The sequence below is a fragment of the Paraburkholderia nodosa DSM 21604 genome (genome assembly GCF_000519185.1).
GTDB lineage: Bacteria > Pseudomonadota > Gammaproteobacteria > Burkholderiales > Burkholderiaceae > Paraburkholderia > Paraburkholderia nodosa.
Genome location: NZ_JAFA01000005.1, coordinates 252063 through 268977 on the forward strand (window position 1 = coordinate 252063; position 16915 = coordinate 268977).

Sequence of the window (16915 nt, forward strand, 5' to 3'; positions counted from 1 at the left end):
CCGCCAATGGAAGATCCATTGCTCCCGCTTTACCGTCACGCGCTCGAAACGTATATCGACGCGAAGGACAACACGAAGCCCGCACGGATACACGAAGCGTTCGCGCCAGATGCGGAACTGACGTTCTCGCTGGCCACACCGAATATCGCGTTTCCGGCGCGTAGCGTCGGCGCCGAAGCGATCGCGAAGACGCTGGTCAGCGATTTTGGTGAGCGTTATTCGCGTTGCCGCACCTGGTACCTCTGCGATGCCGCTGCGCTCGTTGTGCGCGAGCGCACGATCGACGCGCTGCCCTGGCTCGTCGTGATGCGCGAGGACGCGGCGGGCGCGCTGCGCATCGGTCACGGCACTTATCGCTGGACTTTCGATGCGAACGACATCGCGCCGCGCGTGTCCGCATTCCACATTCACATTGCCCGGATGGACGTGATCGACGATCCGGACGGTGCGAGGCTCGAGCGCCTGCAAGAGGGCTTGAGCTATCCGTGGCTCGCTCCCGCCGAACTGGCAGCGCGTTACGGCGCGCTGGCCGGGGATGCTTCGGGTGCGTTCGCCTTTGCCCGCGAATTTGCGCGTCCCGTGCGCTGATGCGCGACTGTCTTTCCATCGACGGAAATAAAAATCCCCGCGCCGTATTGCTACGGGCGGGGATCGCTGTGCGTTTTAGCGCGCGTGAGTCGCTTACTTCGCCGCGCTGACCATGTAGTCGACGGCGGCCTTTACGTCGGCGTCCGAGGCGGTCGAGCCGCCTTTGGGCGGCATCTGGCCCTTGCCGTGCAGCGCGTAGTTGTAGACGGTGTCCATCGGGTCCTTGAGGCGCGGCGCCCAGTCGGCCTTGTTGCCGAATTTCGGCGCGCCCAGCACGCCGGCGGCGTGACACGCCTGGCAAACCTGCTGATAGAGCGCCTTGCCCGCCTGCGAGGCGTCGGCGCTCTGCGAGCCGCCACCTGCCGCGGGAGCGGACGAAGCCTGCGGGATGGCCGCGATCGCGGCTGCGGCAGCTTGCGCCTGGGCGGCGTTCGCATCGGCCCCCGACGCACCCGAGGCCGGTGCAGCGGCTGCCGCGCCCGAAGCCGCATTGGCTGCATTGGCCGCGCCTGGCGCGGGCTTGGGCGGATCCTGGAAGTTCGCGCCGGCGTGGTTCGCCATATAGGCGACGGCGAGGCCGATTTCGTAGTCGCTGTAGTCGTCGGGGCTCGTGCCGCCGCGCGGGGGCATCGCGCCCTTGCCGGAGAGCGCCGTTTTCCAGAGCGTGTCGAAGCCCTGCGCGATGCGCGGCGCCCAGTCGCCCGAGTTGCCGAACTTCGGCGCGCCGGCGGCGCCCGAGGCGTGACACGCCGAGCAGACAGCCTGGAAGACCTGCTCGCCGGTCTTGTAGACGCGCGGCGCATTGGCGTCGCGCACGTTGACCTGCGCGACCGGCGCGATGCGCGCGGCGACCTGCTGGGTGGAGAGCTCGTCGGTGCCCGCGCCGGTGCGCGTCGTGTTGTCGACGTAGTAGACGAGCAGAATGATGATGACGATGGGGACGGCAAACCCGGCGATGACAGCGGCGATCAGCTGGCCGGGCGTTTTGATCGGGACTCCGTGGGGTGCTTCGCTCATGCTTGTCTCGACTCCCGTTGTTTTATGGTGAGCGGTACAGCAGGACGGCAATGGCCATGCGGCAGATCAAACACCGACGATTATAGACGGAAGGTTTTCCGGCTGGTGGGCGGGTGCGGACGTAGTTCAGCGGGCGTTTACCCGGAGCGGACTGGCGATCGGGCGCGCGCTTACGCCTGAGTTGCCAGATGGAGATGTGGCCCTTAATAGCCTGTGCGGTGGACGGTTTAACCGAAACCGGTTATTCTCTCGGTCTCTCTTCGGCGCTGCCTTTCCCGTATTCTTCGGGCAGACGGCGGTGCCAGCAAGTCAACGCGCCCGTAGCTCAATGGATAGAGTACTGCCCTCCGAAGGCAGGGGTTGCTGGTTCGATCCCAGCCGGGCGCGCCAAAACTTTCTCGCTTCCGCAAAGTCGAGAGTCCTGCCTGCCGTAGGACGTCTACGCAACTCGACAAATCTGCGTCATCTTCCGTCATACCTCTTTCGAATCGCTTAAACACGCATTCACCAATGCTCCGCGAATGCGTACAGATTCGAGGTGAAGGGTGTCGATCGCGACAGCCCACAAGCAAAGACCGGTGATTGGCATGCGCCCGATACCAGGCAATCCGTAAGGATGTCCGTCTGAAACTCGGTCCTTCGGACGCCCTCCTGATCTTGCCTGCCCGGGTGTGCACGACCACGCACCATCGCCAGCAGCGCATCTCAAGAATTGCACCGCTAACAGCGGTCTGTTCGCCCGATTGACGGGGGGGCACAGCCGTTAGCCTTTAGCTTCGCAAAAGGCTTTGTGGGCCCGTCAAAATGAATACGTTGAATGTGTGCATCGGGCACGTGCCGTTTCCGGCCGAGCACGCGCATTTCGTCGATCTGCTGATTTCGCCGAATGCCGTGCCGGGCAACATCCGGAGAAAGGCAATCGTGCCCGATGAGTTGTACGGCGAGCACGGGCATGCGTTGTCGGAATACGCGCAGCTTTTCTGGCTGTTTCGCAGTCTCGACTCGATCGCGTCGGGATACGAGTATCTGAATATCTTTCAGTACCGCCGATTCATTTCGCCCACGCCCGTAAATGCTCCGAAAGCAAGCAATCTGCCGTGGGCTTCGGTGGTTCAGGAAGTGGAGTTGGGCAATTACGCATACTGCTTCGAGCGTCAGCGCGCGAACAGCTGCTTCAATACGCCGATCACCCTCGGTGCGGCGGGCGTAATTGCCCAATACCACGGCGCCCACGTACTCGAGGATTTCCTGAGCTTCACGCAGTACATGATGGACGAGAAGCTGTTCGATTCGTCGGACGCGCTGAAATTCATCAGCCAGCAGCACTTCGTGCCGTCCTGCAGCATCGGTCTCTATCACGTCGATTTGTTCCGCTCGATCTTCGCGGTGCTCGAGTGCGCGTCGAAGTTCATGAACTCGCCGCGCTTCGTTGCGCGCGACGGTTATCAACGCCGCTCGGTCGGCTTTCTGCTCGAACGTCTGCACAGCTATCTGATCGTCGAACACTTCAGGAACGCCGGTGTGTTCGGCCACAACATGTTGATCTCGGATTCCGCGGTCGCCACGCACACGGCGGATCGCGTGCAGTGACCTCATTCCATCCGTTTCCCATCGAAATCGCTTCGTAACGGAGCCATCCATGAATTCATATCGCGCCATAACCGGTTGCCGCGTGAGCGGCAGCACACATCAGATCCCGGTGCTCAATCTCGGCCACCAGGCGCTTACCGGCGTTTTTCCGAAGTCTGCTGACGAGCCGGTCACGCAGGGCCCGCTGGAGCTCGTGTGGTCGCCAGGCAGCGGGTTGTTGCAGCTCGCGCATTCGTACGAGCCGTCGGAGATGTACGGCGACAATTACGGCTATCGATCGGGGCTGAACCAGTCGATGGTCGATCACCTGACCGACAAGATCGCGTACCTCGAACGCCTGAAGCCGCTCTCGGCAGGCGACGTCGTGCTCGACATCGGCAGCAACGACTGCACGACGCTGAGGGCTTACCGCACCACCGGTCTGCGCCGGATCGGCATCGATCCGACCGGCAAGAAATTCCGCGAATATTATCCGGAAGACGTGCGCCTTGTCCCTGACTTCTTCTCTGCCGACGCTTACCGTTCGGTCGAAAGCCGCCCGGCGAAGATTGTCACGTCGATCGCGATGTTCTACGACCTCGAAGCGCCGATCGAATTCGCGAAACAGATCGAGTCGATTCTCGCCGATGACGGTGTCTGGCATTTCGAACAAAGCTACATGCCGTCGATGCTGCGTCTGAATGCGTACGACACGATCTGCCACGAGCACCTCGAGTACTATTCGCTCGCCGTCGTGAAGATCATTCTGGAAGCGGCCGGGCTCAAGCTGGTGGACGTCGTGATGAATGCCGTCAACGGAGGCAGCTTCGCAGTGACGGCTGCGAAAGTCGGCAATCACTCGATCAAGGTGAATCATCCGGTGATCGACTGGCTGCTCGAGCAGGAAGACCGGATGGGCCTGAATACGCCGCGTCCTTATCGCGAATTCGAGGAACGCGTGTTCCGCCATCGTGATGATCTGACGCGACTGATCCGTGCGCTGAATGCGGACGGCAAGAAGGTGCTCGGTTACGGCGCTTCGACGAAAGGCAACGTCGTACTGCAGTTCTGCGGACTCACCGCGGCCGACATTCCGGCCATCGCTGAAGTGAACGAGGAAAAATTCGGCCGCGTGACGCCGGGCACGCATATCCCCATCATTTCCGAAGCGAAGGCGCGTGCGATGAAGCCGGACTACTTCCTCGTCCTGCCGTGGCACTTCAAGAACGGCATTCTGCGTCGTGAAAGCGAGTATCTGAAGAGCGGCGGGCGACTGATTTTCCCGTTCCCGGAAATCGAAATCGTCTAAGCCGGGATTCGCATGCAAGGCGCCATCTCTATGGATATTCAGTCATTGCAGCAAGCGTGGACGTGGCAGCCGCAGATGCAGCAGCATTTGCGGTTCCCGTTCGCGTGTGCTGGCACACTCAATCGCAACGCTTCGCAGGCATGGCAGGACATCTTCGTGCTGTCGATGCTGGATGGCCGTACGAACGGCCGCTATCTGGAAGTCGGCGCGAACTATCCGCTGTCGAACAACAACACCGCGTTGCTCGCCCTCCTTTACAGCTGGCAAGGCGTATCGATCGAGTTCGATCCGGCGTTTTTCGGCAGCTGGCTCAAGGACCGGCCCGACCATACGCTCGTGCTCGCAGACGCGCTCGCACTCGATTACGCGAAGGCGTTGCCCGCATGGTTCGGTGAGGACACGCAACGAATCGATTACCTGCAGCTCGACATCGATCCGAGCTACAACACGCTGCAAGTGCTGAAAAAATTGCCGCTGGATCGCTACCGGTTTTCGGTGATCACATTCGAAACCGACGCGTATTCGGGCGATTTTCGCGCGCGCAGCGAGAGCCGCGATATTCTGCATCGCCACGGCTATGAACTCGTCGCGCGAGACGTCTCGGTGCTGTTCCCGCCCGTCTCACCGGATCCAATTCCGTTCGAGGATTGGTGGGTCGATCCGCAGGTCGTCTCGCGTGAAAAGATTCGTGCGCTGCAGGCGATCGACAAGTCACCGCTGTTGCCGCAGGACGTTCTGTTCGCTGTGACCTGAGTGTCACGGGACGACTCATAGCCTGCTCCGGGACTATCCCGTGAGCAGGCTTTTTTTGTTCGAAGCGATGTGAGCAGGATGCGCGGACGAAGCGGCAGGCAGGTCGTGTTCATGACGCGGCCGCTGGACAGAATGACAACTGGGAGGCGCCGCATCTGGCGCCGCGAGTTGGCCGCCACGTCCTCGCGAAACGGTAATCAGTAGTCCTCGCCGCAACCTGATTCGATCGATGCGTGCTGGCCGAGACGGTGTTCGGGTCCTCGACCCGACGCATGGTTCGCCGGGCTCTGGTGAGATCGAACGCTGCGCCGCGACTTCTAGACGGATATTCGAACTGTCTGCGTTGCTTGTGTCCGGCGAGTCCACAGGCCGTGACAGGCCCGTTCAACAGCGTCTCACTTGAGCGCCTGTCGATCTACTGGAGGGGGAACGTGTAGCGCGAGACGGGCGCTGCGCCGATATGGACGGTGTCGGGCCTGGTCCGCTACCCGACACACCGTTTAATGATTGCCTGCAGGCGACGCCGGAGCGTCGCCTGGCTGCTGGGAGAATGGCTTCAATCGCCGTATTTGCGCAGATAGTTTTCGTAGCCTTCGCGCCAGCTCGGCGTGCCGAACGCGCCGCCGCTCTCGTGCACGACCGAAATCGGCCAGGTGCCCATGTGCAGCCCCTTGAGTTCCGCCTGGCGGCAGAAGTCCATGTCGTAGAAGTGGAACTTGAACTGCTCGTCGAAACGCAGTCCGCTCTTCACGAGCACTTCGCTATCTGCAATCAGCAGAAGTCCGTCGAGGAGCTTGCATTCCTGTCCGGAAGGCCCGAAGGTCGACGCGATGTTGCACGGGAACCCCTTGCCGTGGCCGACTGTCCCGCTCAGATACTTGCGTTCGTCCCACTGCAGATCCGGCGTGGCGAAGGCCCATGCAGGCTGGCGCGGCACGCGGCGCAGGTTGCCGGCAAGCCCCACCACCTCGAAACGAGCGAGGGATTCGCGGATGCGCTCAGTCCAGAAGAAGTCGTTGAGCCAGACGTCGTCGTGAATGAAGACGAGGATGGCCGGGCGCTGCCTGGCTTCTTCGATCGCGGTGTTGTAGATGCTGGACAGTCCGCGCGTGTTGTTGTCGAACAGCTGGAGTTCGATGTTGGGCAGATGGGCGTAGAGCTTCAGCGAGCGGCCAAGCGCTGTTTCATTCGAGAACTGCTCACGGGTGCGACGGGTACCGCAGACGATACGGATGGGTTTCGTCGCTGCGGGCAGGTCGGTCACCGCGTCGATCGACGTGATCGAGCCGGCTGTTGGAGCTATGCCCGGTTGTTGCTGCTCGCGTGCCAGTTCCACGACCGGTTCCGGCGCCACGTCCTGCGGCTGCGCCTGGACCTCGAAATGCTCCGGCGCCAGCCCGTCGCACCAGCGCTGCCACATGGTTCGCAGCGCACGCGATACGGCGTTGGCGATCGTGCTGGCGCTAATGATGGGCGACTGCATGCAGTGCTGGCGCAATTCGCGGCGTACCGTTGCGAGCGCTTCGAGGTCGCTGGCGAGCGCCGCGCACTTGCTCACAAAGTCGTCCTTGTCGTGCGCGACGAACGCCTCCTCGAGTCCGAGGTGCGAGAGCCATCCCGTGCTGCCGCGGCTCGCCATCGAAACGCCGGGCAGCGTCATGGTGGGTACGCCCATCCACAGGGCATGCATGGTCGTGGTCGAACCGGCAAATGGGAACGCGTCGAGACAGACATCGACCTGCTGGTGCTGTTGCAGGTAGACATCCGTGCCCTTGCGCTGCATGAAGCTGACGCGGTTCACGTCGATGCCTTCGTTCGCGAACAGTCTGGCCAGCTTGTTCATCTGTTCGATCGACGTGATCGCGCCAATGAGCATGCGCGAAGTGGGTATCTCGCGAAGCACGCGCGCCCAAAGCGCCACGACTTCCGGCCCGATCTTGACCAGACGGCTGAAGCTGCCGAATGTCAGGTAGCCGTTTTTCAAGGCGGGCAGCTCGTTCACCTCTGGCGCTTGCGCGTACGGCTTGAACGGCGCGAGAGCCGGCAGGAACACGAGCTTTTCCGAGAAACGGCTGGCGAACTGTTCGAGCGGCGTGACGAACCGGTCCGACATGTAATAGTCGATGGACGTCAGGCCGGTCGTGGCCGGATTGCCGATCCAGCTCACCTGGATAGGCGCGGGCTTGTGCGCGAGGGCCACGAGACGGTTACGACCGGTATGGCCGGACAGATCGATCATGATATCGATGCCGTCGTCGCGCATTTTTTGCGCGACCGCGGCGTCGGTCATGCCGAAGATTTCGTGCCACGCTTGCGCGTGCTCCCGGATCGTCTTCGTGAACGCGTCGGTGACCACGTAGTTCGAATAGACGTGCAGTGACAGGCTTGAGTCGCGGGCCAGATGCTCCACGATCGACTGGAAGAAGTAGGCGACCGGGTGATTGATCAGGTCGCCGGAAACGAAGCCGATCCGCAGGCGTCGCGACGGATTGCGATCGTTGGTGTGTTGCGGCCAGTTTGCACGCAGGGAAGCTTCCTGGCGCTTCCCGTACTCGCTGAACTCTGCAAAGGCGCTTTCTGCATCGAGATCAGTCTTGTGCATCAGGCAGAACAGCATGTTGCTGTGTGTGGCCGCCTGCATGGGCGCGAGTGCGAGCGCCTTGCGAAAGGCGCTTTCCGCTTCGTCGTACTGGCCATCCTCGTTAAGCGCGTTGGCAAGCGCGTCGAGTTCGAGAGCATTGTTCGGCTCCAGTTCAACGGCGCGGCGCATCTGGGCGATGCCCTCGCCGGCGCGACCCGTTGCCTGAAGGGCGGCACCCAATGTGCGATGCAGTGCTGCACTCTCGGGATGCTTCTCGAGAGCCTGGATGCAGTGCAAGATGGCTCGCTGGTGCTGACGCGTGATATGCAGCGCGTCGGCCAGCATCGTCTGGGCGGGGAGGCTGTTGGGCATCAGGCCGGTGGCACGCTCGGCCGACATCACGGACTCCGCGTACTTGCCTGCGCGCTGCAGGGCGTGCGTGAGCGTCAGCCAGCATTCGCCGTGCGCAGGGTTTTGCTCCGTCAAGCGACGGGCAAGCTTCAGCGCGGCCTCTGTTTTTCCGCCGTTGAAAAGATCGGCAAACTCGCGCAGATCCGTCATGCTTGCGCGGCGCGGGTCGACTATCGCTGCCGGCGTGTCCGAAGTCTTCTGCTGCGGCGCAGCTTCGGGAGCCTCCGCCGCGGCCGCGCGCGAAGGTCCAGTCGACGGCGCCGGTGCCGCCGCGGCGTCCGGCTGGGGCAGACGAGCCTTCAACGTCTCGATGGCATCGCCGGGAACGCCGCATTGCCGCGCCACGTCGAGCGCCATCCGTGCGGCTTCGAACTGGTTGCTCGCGGTGAGGGCGTTGAAGTAGTAGACCCAGAGTTGCGCGAAGTTCGGCGTATGGCCGAGCACCGCTTCGAAGTGCGGCACGGCCTCGGCTGGCCGGTCCGTTTGCATGTACAGCACGCCCATGTGGTAGTTGGCGTCGACATGATCGCTATCCGCTTCCAGCACGATGGCGTAGAGCGCTTCGGCTGCGTCGTATTCCTGCTTGCGATGGTGTTCGATCCCGGCTTCCATGACGAGCTGGATGTCGTTCCCCATTTGCGATTGGGGGGCGAGCGCGGGGGTTTCGGTCGGAGTGGGGAAAGCGGTCATGACGAAGGCGTGCTTGCGCCGCAGTTAGCAGAAGTAAGGCAATTATCGAGCGCGCGCACTCGGGACGAATTGCCGAGTTGACGTCAAAACGCCTGCCAATTCGGTGGTGCGAACGAAGGGCGGTGATGGGGTCGGGGTGGAAGGCCGTTGCTGCCTGAGCGGTGCGCAATAGGGGCGCACAAAAGAAAAGCCCGCGCGAGGCGGGCCGAGGTACGCAAATGCGCCCTCGAGGGTGCAATGGTTGTTTGTTATTCCTGTACGCGCTGCAAAGTCCGTACTTCAGAACTGCGCGACGCGTTGATACTGGTTCACGTTGCGCGTTGCCTGCATGGCGGAACGGTACTCGGCGCTCAGCGCCGACTGTGCCGAACCTGCCACTGCGGCGACACGCGCGTCGATCGCGTGAATCTGCTTGAGCACGTCGAGCGTGGCGCCCGTTTGCTTCGTGGAGAGCGACATGAGAAGCGGCGAGCGCTCGTTCGCGAGCTCGGCCGCCTTTTCCCATTCGCCGACGGCTGCCGCCTGCTCGATGTCTTTCGTGATCTGCCAGATGCGATCGATGGGCGCTGCGAATTCCATGTCGTCTCTCCTGCTGGATGCGCTTAGCTCTTGTTGGTCGCCAGCGCACCTGCGCTGTTCGTGCCGCCGAAGAGTTGCGTGAGGTACTGCTGGTTGCTGTTCATCGTCGCCATCAGCGTGTTGAGCGCGGTGAACTGCGCAGTGTACATGCTGGTCAGCTGCGACTGGTACTCCGCAAGATTCGACTGCTGTGTCGTGAGGTTCGTCAGGTCAGTCTGGATCGAGTTGGTACGCGTCGTAATGACACCCGTACTCGACGAATAGCTCGTGATGTTGTTGTTCAACTGGGCGGCCACGCCGTTGGTCGAATTGAACAGCGCTGCTACGGTCGACTGATTGTTCTGCAGTGCGGTGTTCAGCGTGTCATTGTCGACCGAGAGCGAGCCGTCGGAATTCAGCGTGACGCCGATCGAAGCCAGGCTGGTCGTGGTGCTGCCGCTCTTCACGCCCGTTGCCACGATCGTCGCGAGCTGGTTCTGAATCATGTTCAGCGTCGAGTCGCCGAGCAGCACGCCTTGCGACGTCGAGGTCGAGCTGAACGACGTGAGCGTGGCCATCGTCGTCACGAGCGTGTTGTACAGCGTGACGAAATTGTTGATCGCGCTGGATTCGGCGCTCGTGTTCTGCGCAACGGTGATCGTTTGTGCGCCGCTGCCCGTACTCGACGTATCGACTGCCGCTGCAGTGAGGTTCAGCGTGACGCCGGACAGCGCCGAGGTCACGGTGTTCGTCGTGCTGGTCGCGCCGGTGCCGTCGATCGTGAAATAGGCGTCCTGTGCGGCCGTGGACTGTGTCCAGTTGGTCGTGTTGGAGATCGTCGACTGGTTGGCGGTGAGGTTGGCGGAAGTCGCGCTTGCGCTCGTGATCGCCGTGCCTGCCGTGGTCGTCACGGCGAGGTTGTTCAACGCGTCGCTGGAATTCGAATCGCTGATTGCGATGCTGATACCGTTCGATGCACCGGTCGAGGTGGAGTGCAACACGAGGTGCGCGCCGTCGGCGCCGTTGACGACCGTTGCCGTCACGCCCGGATTGTTGGTGGCCGAGTTGATCGCCGATGCAATGCCCGCAACGGTGCTGTTCGTGCTGTCGAGCGAGATCGTGGTGCTGGCGCCGTTGACCGTCAGCGTCATCGTGGACGAGCCCGATGCGAGCGCCGTTGTCGCGCCGTAGCCGGTCGAGGTGAGCACCTGGGCCTGCGCCACCTGCTTCAAGTCGAGCGAATAGGACCCTGCTGCCGCGCCGCTGCCTGCGGTGGCCGTAATGCCGGTGCCGCTGACCGTCGTGCTGAATGCATTGAGGGTCGTGCCGTCGGAGAGCGGCGAGAGGCTTGCCTGAAGTGCGGAAAGCGCCGCGGAAAGCGCGCCGTACGCGGAAATCTCTGTGTTGTCCTGCGTCTGCTCGGCGCTGATCGTAGCGGCCGTGCCGGCAGTCTTGGCATTGACGAGCGCGGTGACGAGCGAGTTCACGTCCATCGACGAGTTGCCGGTCGAGCCGCTGACGATCGACTGGGCGGCTTGCTGCAAAGCGGCATTGCTCGCTGCGGTCGTAGCGGCGACGCTACTTGCGATCGTGCTGGCTGTCGAACTGGATACGGTGGACATGAAGGGGCTCCGTGCGTCGGCGTTGCAGTGTGAATCGGTTCAAGTCTGGAAAACGCCAATCGGGAGGCGATCCTCCCGATTGGCTTGCGTTGCGCTCACGGGTATGGCGGCCGGGCGCGCAACGCTTGGGCTACAGAAGCTCGAATTACTGGAGGAGCTTCAGGATCTGCTGCGGCTGCGAGTTCGCTTGTGCGAGCACCGAGATACCCGCTTGCTGCAGCACTTGCGCCTTGCTCAGGTTTGCCGTTTCTTCTGCGAAGTTGGCGTCCTGGATCGACGACTGGGCGGTCGACAGGTCGGTCGACTGAGCTTGCTGCGTCGTGCCGATTGCCGTGAAGCGGTTTTGCGCTGCGCCGAGCGTTGCCTGCAGGTTGTTCAGCGTGTTCAGTGCGTTGTCGATCGACTCCATGGCCATGCTTGCGCCGCTTGCCGTGCTGATGTCGACGTTTGCAACATCCGTCGGCACGTTGTAGGAGTTGACCTGAGCGTCCACAGAAGCGACAGCAGCGGAGCCGGCCGAGCCGACAGCCGTATTGAAGGCGGCGGCGATGCTGAGCGAGACCGCACCGCCCGAGCCCTGGATGGCGTTGCCGCTGGTGCCCGAGGCGCCCGTGGCCGTGAACAGCGCGCCGACTGCCGTGTTGCTCAGTGCCTGGTTGTTCTGGTCCGTGAACGTGAAGCCGCCGCTGCCGTCGGAGACGACATTGATCGACGTAACGGTTGCTGCCGAAGCGGCGACCGAAACGCCAGCCGAGCTCAGGCTCAGGCCGCTGAACGTGCCGAGCGTCTGGCCAGCTTGCGGCACGCCGCTGCCGATCGATGCTGCCGACATGTTTTGCGACAGGCTAAGGCTGATCGTCTGGCCGACGTTCGCGCCGACCTGGAACGACACGGTACCGAGCGAGCCGTTCAGCACGTTCATGCCGTTGTACGTCGTTTGCGACGCGATACGGTTGATTTCCGAAACTTGCTGGTTCACTTCCTGCTGCAGTGCTGCGCGGTCGTCCGAGGTCATCGAGCCGTTGGCCGCTTGCGTGGCCAGCTGGCGGATACGCTGCAGGCTGCTCGTCAGCGACGACAGACCGCTCGATGCCGTTTGAACCAGCGAAACGCCATCGTTCGAGTTCGACACGCCCTGATTCAGACCGTTGATCTGGGTCTGCATGATGTTCGAGATCGCGAGGCCTGCTGCATCGTCAGCTGCGCTGTTGATGCGCTTACCCGACGACAGGCGCGTGATCGCTTGCGACAGCGCGCTGCCCGAGCCCGTCAGGTTCTGTTGCGCGACGAGCGAGTTGATGTTGCTGTTAATTCCGAGCATGGAAATTCTCCTAAGCGGGCTGAAAGCCCGTTACAAGCCACTATGGCCGCGGCGGGTGCAATCTTTCATTGCTGGCCGCCTCAGTGAAGGTTGTCGGCGTGGGTAAAAAAAACTTGAGGGGAAGCACCGACAATCGAGACCTCATTTGCGCGGTGCATAGAAAGTCCTGTTGCGCCGCGCTCTGTGCTTCCCGCTTCCCTCACGCATTCATGCGTCTTGCAGTTTGCAAGCGTGTTTACGGCAGGTATCGCGCGTGGTTTAGTGCAGTGACGTCGGCCGCGCGCCCGTGCCCGCTGCAACGCGCCGCGAGGCGGCGTATCCTCAGCGGTTCCCCGTTCGCCCTTTTTTTGGAGGCCCCATGGAACTACGCAGGATCGGCACTTCCTCGTTGCAGGTCGCCCCGCTCATGTTCGGCGGCAACGTCTTCGGCTGGACCGCAGATGAAGCCACCTCGTTCTCGATCCTCGACGCCTTCACCGACGCCGGCCTCAACTTCATTGACACCGCCGACGTCTACTCAGCCTGGGTGCCCGGCAACCAGGGCGGCGAGTCGGAGACGATCATCGGCAGGTGGATCGCGAAGAGCGGCAAGCGCGACAAGGTGGTGATCGCAACGAAGGTCGCAAAAGATGCGCGCCGCCCGGGGCTCTCCGCCGCCAACATCGCGGCTGCCGTGGAGGATTCGCTGCGTCGGCTGCAGACCGACTACATCGACGTGTACTTCTCGCACGAGGACGACCAGAAAGTCCCGCTCGAGGAAACGCTCGGCGCGTATCAGCGGCTGATCGAGGCCGGCAAGGTGCGTGTGATCGGCGCGTCGAACTACACGGGCGCGCGCGTCGAGGAAGCGCTCGCGGTTTCGACGAAGTCCGGCCTGCCCGCGTACCAGATCATCCAGCCCGAATACAACCTGTACGACCGCGCCCACTACGAGGCCGATCTCGAGCCGGTGGCCATGGCGCAGAAGCTTGCGGTCGTGCCCTATTACAGCCTCGCGAGCGGCTTTCTCTCGGGCAAGTACCGATCGCGCGAGGATCTCGCGAAGAGCACGCGCGGCTCGCGCGTCGAGAAGTATCTCGATCACCGCGGTATCCGGATCCTCGCGGCGCTCGACTTTGTGGCCGAGCGTCATGGCAGCACGCTCGCGGCCGTTGCGCTGGCGTGGCTGATCGCGCGCCCGAGCATTACCGCGCCGATCGCGAGCGCGACCTCGCTGGATCAGCTGGAGAGTCTTGCGGCCGCGGTGCGGCTGAAGCTCGATCCGGCCGACATCCAGGCGCTCAACGACGCGAGCGCCTGACGGGAAAGGCATTAACCCAGGTGTCCTAATTGAGAGGGCGGGCGCGGCGGCCGTGGCAAGCCGCGCAAGTCCCTGAGTAGAATCAAGAAACCCTGGTCGGGTAGCTCTTTTCCTGATATCATTGGGAGTGAATTGAGATCTTTGCCTGTTTTGTTGCCGTGTTCGTTACTGTTGGCGGCCGCAAACCGGCGGTCAGGTGTGTTGCAGCAAGGTCGACCTGATCGCGTTCCGCTGTGAACCCCCTACTTCTCTTTTCCGGCCTCCGTGGCCGCCTTGCCTCTCGTTTAGCCCCAGCGTGGCGAACGACCGGAGGGCCGGCGCGTGAGCGGCTTTGACGCTCGCGCCTTTGAACCGTATTAAGCGATTTGAGTTAGGAAATACATGACGACGATTCTTCTGAAGGAAAACGAGCCGTTCGAAGTGGCGATTCGCCGCTTCCGCCGTGCAATCGAAAAGAACGGCCTGATCGCCGAGCTGCGTGAGCGTCAAGCTTACGAAAAGCCGACGGCAGTTCGCAAGCGCAAGAAGGCAGCTGCTGTGAAGCGCCTGCACAAGCGCCTGCGCAGCCAGATGCTGCCGAAGAAGCTCCACTAAGCTTTTTCGCTTTTCGGTGTTCCGCCAAACGGCGGCGCATGCTTCGCAAGAGGCTGCGCCGCCGTTTGCGTTTGTGCGTGTTTGTGCGTAGCAACTACGCGCCGAAGCGCGGCGCGAGTTGCGCGCGCCGGCCGATATCAGGCGGCGTCCCTTAGCTGTTCGGGTGACAAGCCGAACTGGGCGGCAATCGAACAAAGGCGTTCGCGCCATTCCCATACGCCAAACACGTCGTGCACGTTCTGCAGGCAACTCAGCAGATTGATCGTAGCGGGGTCGTATATGTTGATATGGGCCCGCAGCAGCGCCTTTTTCAGCGCGGCAACGCCCACGTCCATATAGAGCGGCACGTCGTTCGTCTCACGGCCGATGTAGCGCACAGGAATGCCTTCCATGGCGCTCATATAGTCGCGTGGCCGGATGAAGCTGCCGACCGGGCAACCGCCGTAGCTATGCGCACTGCCGGAGCCGCCGCCACAGCCACCGCCCCGGTAGGCGCCGCCGCCGCGTGGAAGAAGTGCCGCGCGCCCCTGGCCAAAGAGATGGGCCACCGCGCGGTCGAAGATCTCCTGATGACTCAGGAAGTGGACGTTTTTCATTTCAACCCCCTGTTGCCCGGGTGCCGGGCACAGGTTAATTCCCTTCTAATGCGGCGCCGCCGGCCTTCCAGCCGGCATCACTACCCGTTCCCCTGACGCGCCTGCATTCACTTCCCGTTATAACGGCACGCCAGTGGAAAACCGTGGGGCGGCGCACCGTAGCGATCAAAAAGTGGGTTGCCCGGTGCCGGGCGTAATCGCTCTGGCGTGTCACAAAGCCATGCGGGACAAAGGTTTGCAAGGCGCGTCCCGCCCCGCTCGGGACTTTCCCGAGTCGCGCGAGTTTCGCTGCGCTCAGGCGCGGCGCTTCTTTTTGCCAAGCGCTGCGCAAGCCTCGCGGCACATGCAGTCGCGCTCATGGTCGTTGACCATGCCGACAGCCTGCATGAACGCGTAACAGATCGTCGTGCCAACGAATTTGCAGCCGTATTTCTTGAGCGCCTTGCTAAGGGCGTCCGAGACCTCGGTGGAGGCCGGCGCGTCGCGATACGAAGCCAGGTCGTTCTGGATGGGCGTGTCGTCCACGAACGACCAGACGAACTTCGCGAGCGAGCCGTGTTCCGCCTGAATTTGCTGCACGGCGCGGGCGTTGGCGATGGCGGCCTCGATCTTGGCGCGATTGCGCACGATCGAGGCGTCCTGCATGAGCGTTTCGACGTGCCTGGGCGTAAAGCGCGCAACCTTCGCGATGTCGAAGTTGGCGAAGGCGCGGCGATATCCTTCGCGCTTGTTCAGTATCGTGGACCACGAGAGTCCTGCCTGCGCGCCTTCGAGCACGATCATTTCGAACAGATGCTGGTCGTCCCGCGACGGCACGCCCCACTCCTCGTCGTGGTATTGCACATACTGCGGCGACGCGCCAGCCGATACCCAGTTGCAGCGGTGTGTCACGGTAAGTTCTCCTTGCGAGACGTCGTTCGAGCCACGCAAGCATAGCGGATCGGTGCCGCGCCGCCACCCTGGCCGGATGGCCGATTGTGCGAACCCTGGGAAGCCGCTAGTCTCTGCGGCACGACAAAAATTTTTGGCATTCGAACCGGACTGACAGGCGCGCGAGGCGCGGCGGACATCATGCAGAAATACACCTGGTTGATTGGCGTGGACGGCGGCGGCACGGGCACGCGAATCGCGCTCGGCGACACCAACGGCGTCGAACTCGCGCGAGCGGGCGCGGGGCCGTCGGGGCTCGGACTCGGTATCGAACGCGCCTGGCAATCGATCGAGGAAGGCTGCCGCGCGGCGTTTGCGCAGGCGGGGCTCGCGTTCGACTGGTCGCAATGCGTGCTCGGCTGCGGGCTCGCGGGCGTGAACAACCCCGACTGGCTGGCGCCGTTTCTCGCAGCCGCACCCCCGGTGGCCGGACTCGCGGTGGAAAGCGACGCCTACACGACGCTGCTGGGCGCGCACGGCGGCGCACCAGGCGTGGTGGTCGCCCTTGGCACGGGCAGCATCGCGGCGGTGCTCGACGAGGACGGCCAGTGCCGCATTGCGGGCGGTTTCGGTTTTCCCTCGGGCGACGAGGCGAGTGGCGCCTGGTTCGGCCTGCGCGCGATCGTCTGGGCGCAGCAGGCGCTCGATGCCCGCGTGCCCATGGACGACTTCGCGCGGGCCCTGCTCGCACATGCGCGGGCCACCGATCGCGACAGTCTGATCGTGTGGCAGTGCGCGGCGAACCAGACCGCTTATGCCAGCCTCGCCCCGGTCGTCCTCGCGCATCGCGAACATCCGTTCGTCGCAAGGCTGCTCGCCGAGGCCGGCGTGGAAATCGCGAAACTCATCACCGCGCTCGATCCTTCGGGCAAGCTGCCGGCGGCGCTCTCGGGCGGCCTTGGGCAGCCGCTGCGCGAATGGGTGCCGCAAGCGGTGCGTGATCGCCTGCGCGCGCCGCTCGCCGATTCCACAACCGGTGCGCTTCGGCTCGCGCAAATGGAAGCCCAGCGGCTGGCAAGCGCTGCTGCGGACAACTGAATGGCGGGCGACAAGGGGCGGGAACGTAGGTCAAGGGC

Annotated in this window: 14 protein-coding genes and 1 tRNA gene; 8 read left to right on the top strand and 7 right to left on the bottom strand. The window is 62.9% G+C overall.

Features of this window, described 5'->3' with window-relative positions; all coding sequences use genetic code 11:
• The first annotated feature begins 6 nt into the window (after nucleotides 1-6).
• The gene (locus tag A3CW_RS45750) at nucleotides 7-588 is read left to right on the top strand and encodes a hypothetical protein (RefSeq protein WP_035512643.1); all 582 of its coding nucleotides are present in this window, start codon (nucleotides 7-9) and stop codon (nucleotides 586-588) included.
• A 93-nt stretch (nucleotides 589-681) separates the two neighbouring features.
• Here A3CW_RS45750 and A3CW_RS0109380 read toward each other — a convergent pair whose 3' ends face one another.
• Complete coding sequence (locus tag A3CW_RS0109380) at nucleotides 682-1605, bottom strand: c-type cytochrome (RefSeq protein WP_028203330.1); 924 nt, start codon at nucleotides 1603-1605, stop codon at nucleotides 682-684.
• 314 nt (nucleotides 1606-1919) lie between these two features.
• Between A3CW_RS0109380 and A3CW_RS0109385 the strand changes: the two genes are divergently transcribed.
• The 4 genes from A3CW_RS0109385 to A3CW_RS0109400 all read left to right on the top strand — a co-directional run bounded on the left by A3CW_RS0109385 (nucleotide 1920) and on the right by A3CW_RS0109400 (nucleotide 5236).
• A tRNA-Arg gene (locus A3CW_RS0109385) sits at nucleotides 1920-1995 on the top strand.
• A 414-nt stretch (nucleotides 1996-2409) separates the two neighbouring features.
• On the top strand, nucleotides 2410-3195 hold the full coding sequence (locus tag A3CW_RS0109390) for a hypothetical protein (RefSeq protein ID WP_028203331.1): 786 nt from the start codon (nucleotides 2410-2412) through the stop codon (nucleotides 3193-3195).
• 49 nt (nucleotides 3196-3244) lie between these two features.
• Nucleotides 3245-4483 carry a class I SAM-dependent methyltransferase gene (locus tag A3CW_RS0109395; RefSeq protein WP_028203332.1) on the top strand — a complete coding sequence of 413 codons (1239 nt, stop codon included), beginning with the start codon at nucleotides 3245-3247 and terminating at the stop codon, nucleotides 4481-4483.
• A 30-nt stretch (nucleotides 4484-4513) separates the two neighbouring features.
• Nucleotides 4514-5236, top strand: a complete 723-nt coding sequence (locus A3CW_RS0109400; RefSeq protein WP_028203333.1) for a class I SAM-dependent methyltransferase — start codon at nucleotides 4514-4516, stop codon at nucleotides 5234-5236.
• Between the two features lie 556 nt (nucleotides 5237-5792).
• Here A3CW_RS0109400 and A3CW_RS45755 read toward each other — a convergent pair.
• The 4 genes from A3CW_RS45755 to A3CW_RS0109420 all read right to left on the bottom strand — a co-directional run bounded on the left by A3CW_RS45755 (nucleotide 5793) and on the right by A3CW_RS0109420 (nucleotide 12419).
• Entirely contained in the window at nucleotides 5793-8918 is a 3126-nt protein-coding gene (locus A3CW_RS45755; RefSeq protein ID WP_081771577.1) for an O-linked N-acetylglucosamine transferase family protein, read from the bottom strand.
• A 279-nt stretch (nucleotides 8919-9197) separates the two neighbouring features.
• Nucleotides 9198-9497, bottom strand: coding sequence for a flagellar protein FliT (locus A3CW_RS0109410; protein WP_028203334.1), 300 nt, complete (start codon nucleotides 9495-9497; stop codon nucleotides 9198-9200).
• A gap of 23 nt (nucleotides 9498-9520) precedes the next feature.
• On the bottom strand, nucleotides 9521-11098 hold the full coding sequence (fliD, locus tag A3CW_RS0109415) for a flagellar filament capping protein FliD (RefSeq protein ID WP_028203335.1): 1578 nt from the start codon (nucleotides 11096-11098) through the stop codon (nucleotides 9521-9523).
• A gap of 145 nt (nucleotides 11099-11243) precedes the next feature.
• Nucleotides 11244-12419: a flagellin gene (locus A3CW_RS0109420; protein ID WP_028203336.1), complete on the bottom strand. Its 1176-nt coding sequence runs from the start codon at nucleotides 12417-12419 to the stop codon at nucleotides 11244-11246.
• A 358-nt stretch (nucleotides 12420-12777) separates the two neighbouring features.
• Between A3CW_RS0109420 and A3CW_RS0109425 the strand changes: the two genes are divergently transcribed.
• Nucleotides 12778-13719 carry an aldo/keto reductase gene (locus A3CW_RS0109425; RefSeq protein ID WP_028203337.1) on the top strand — a complete coding sequence of 314 codons (942 nt, stop codon included), beginning with the start codon at nucleotides 12778-12780 and terminating at the stop codon, nucleotides 13717-13719.
• Nucleotides 13720-14100: 381 nt separating this feature from the next.
• A complete protein-coding gene (gene rpsU / locus A3CW_RS0109430; RefSeq protein WP_004198205.1) occupies nucleotides 14101-14313 on the top strand; it encodes a 30S ribosomal protein S21 in 213 nt (70 codons plus the stop codon).
• Nucleotides 14314-14450: 137 nt separating this feature from the next.
• Here the strand turns inward: rpsU and A3CW_RS0109435 are convergent, their stop codons facing one another.
• A complete protein-coding gene (locus A3CW_RS0109435; RefSeq protein WP_028203338.1) occupies nucleotides 14451-14909 on the bottom strand; it encodes a hypothetical protein in 459 nt (152 codons plus the stop codon).
• A 294-nt stretch (nucleotides 14910-15203) separates the two neighbouring features.
• Nucleotides 15204-15800: a DNA-3-methyladenine glycosylase I gene (locus tag A3CW_RS0109440; protein WP_028203339.1), complete on the bottom strand. Its 597-nt coding sequence runs from the start codon at nucleotides 15798-15800 to the stop codon at nucleotides 15204-15206.
• Between the two features lie 180 nt (nucleotides 15801-15980).
• On the opposite strand from A3CW_RS0109440, the gene A3CW_RS0109445 reads away from it, so the two are divergent.
• Nucleotides 15981-16877, top strand: a complete 897-nt coding sequence (locus tag A3CW_RS0109445) for a BadF/BadG/BcrA/BcrD ATPase family protein (protein WP_028203340.1) — start codon at nucleotides 15981-15983, stop codon at nucleotides 16875-16877.
• Nucleotides 16878-16915 lie beyond the last annotated feature (38 nt).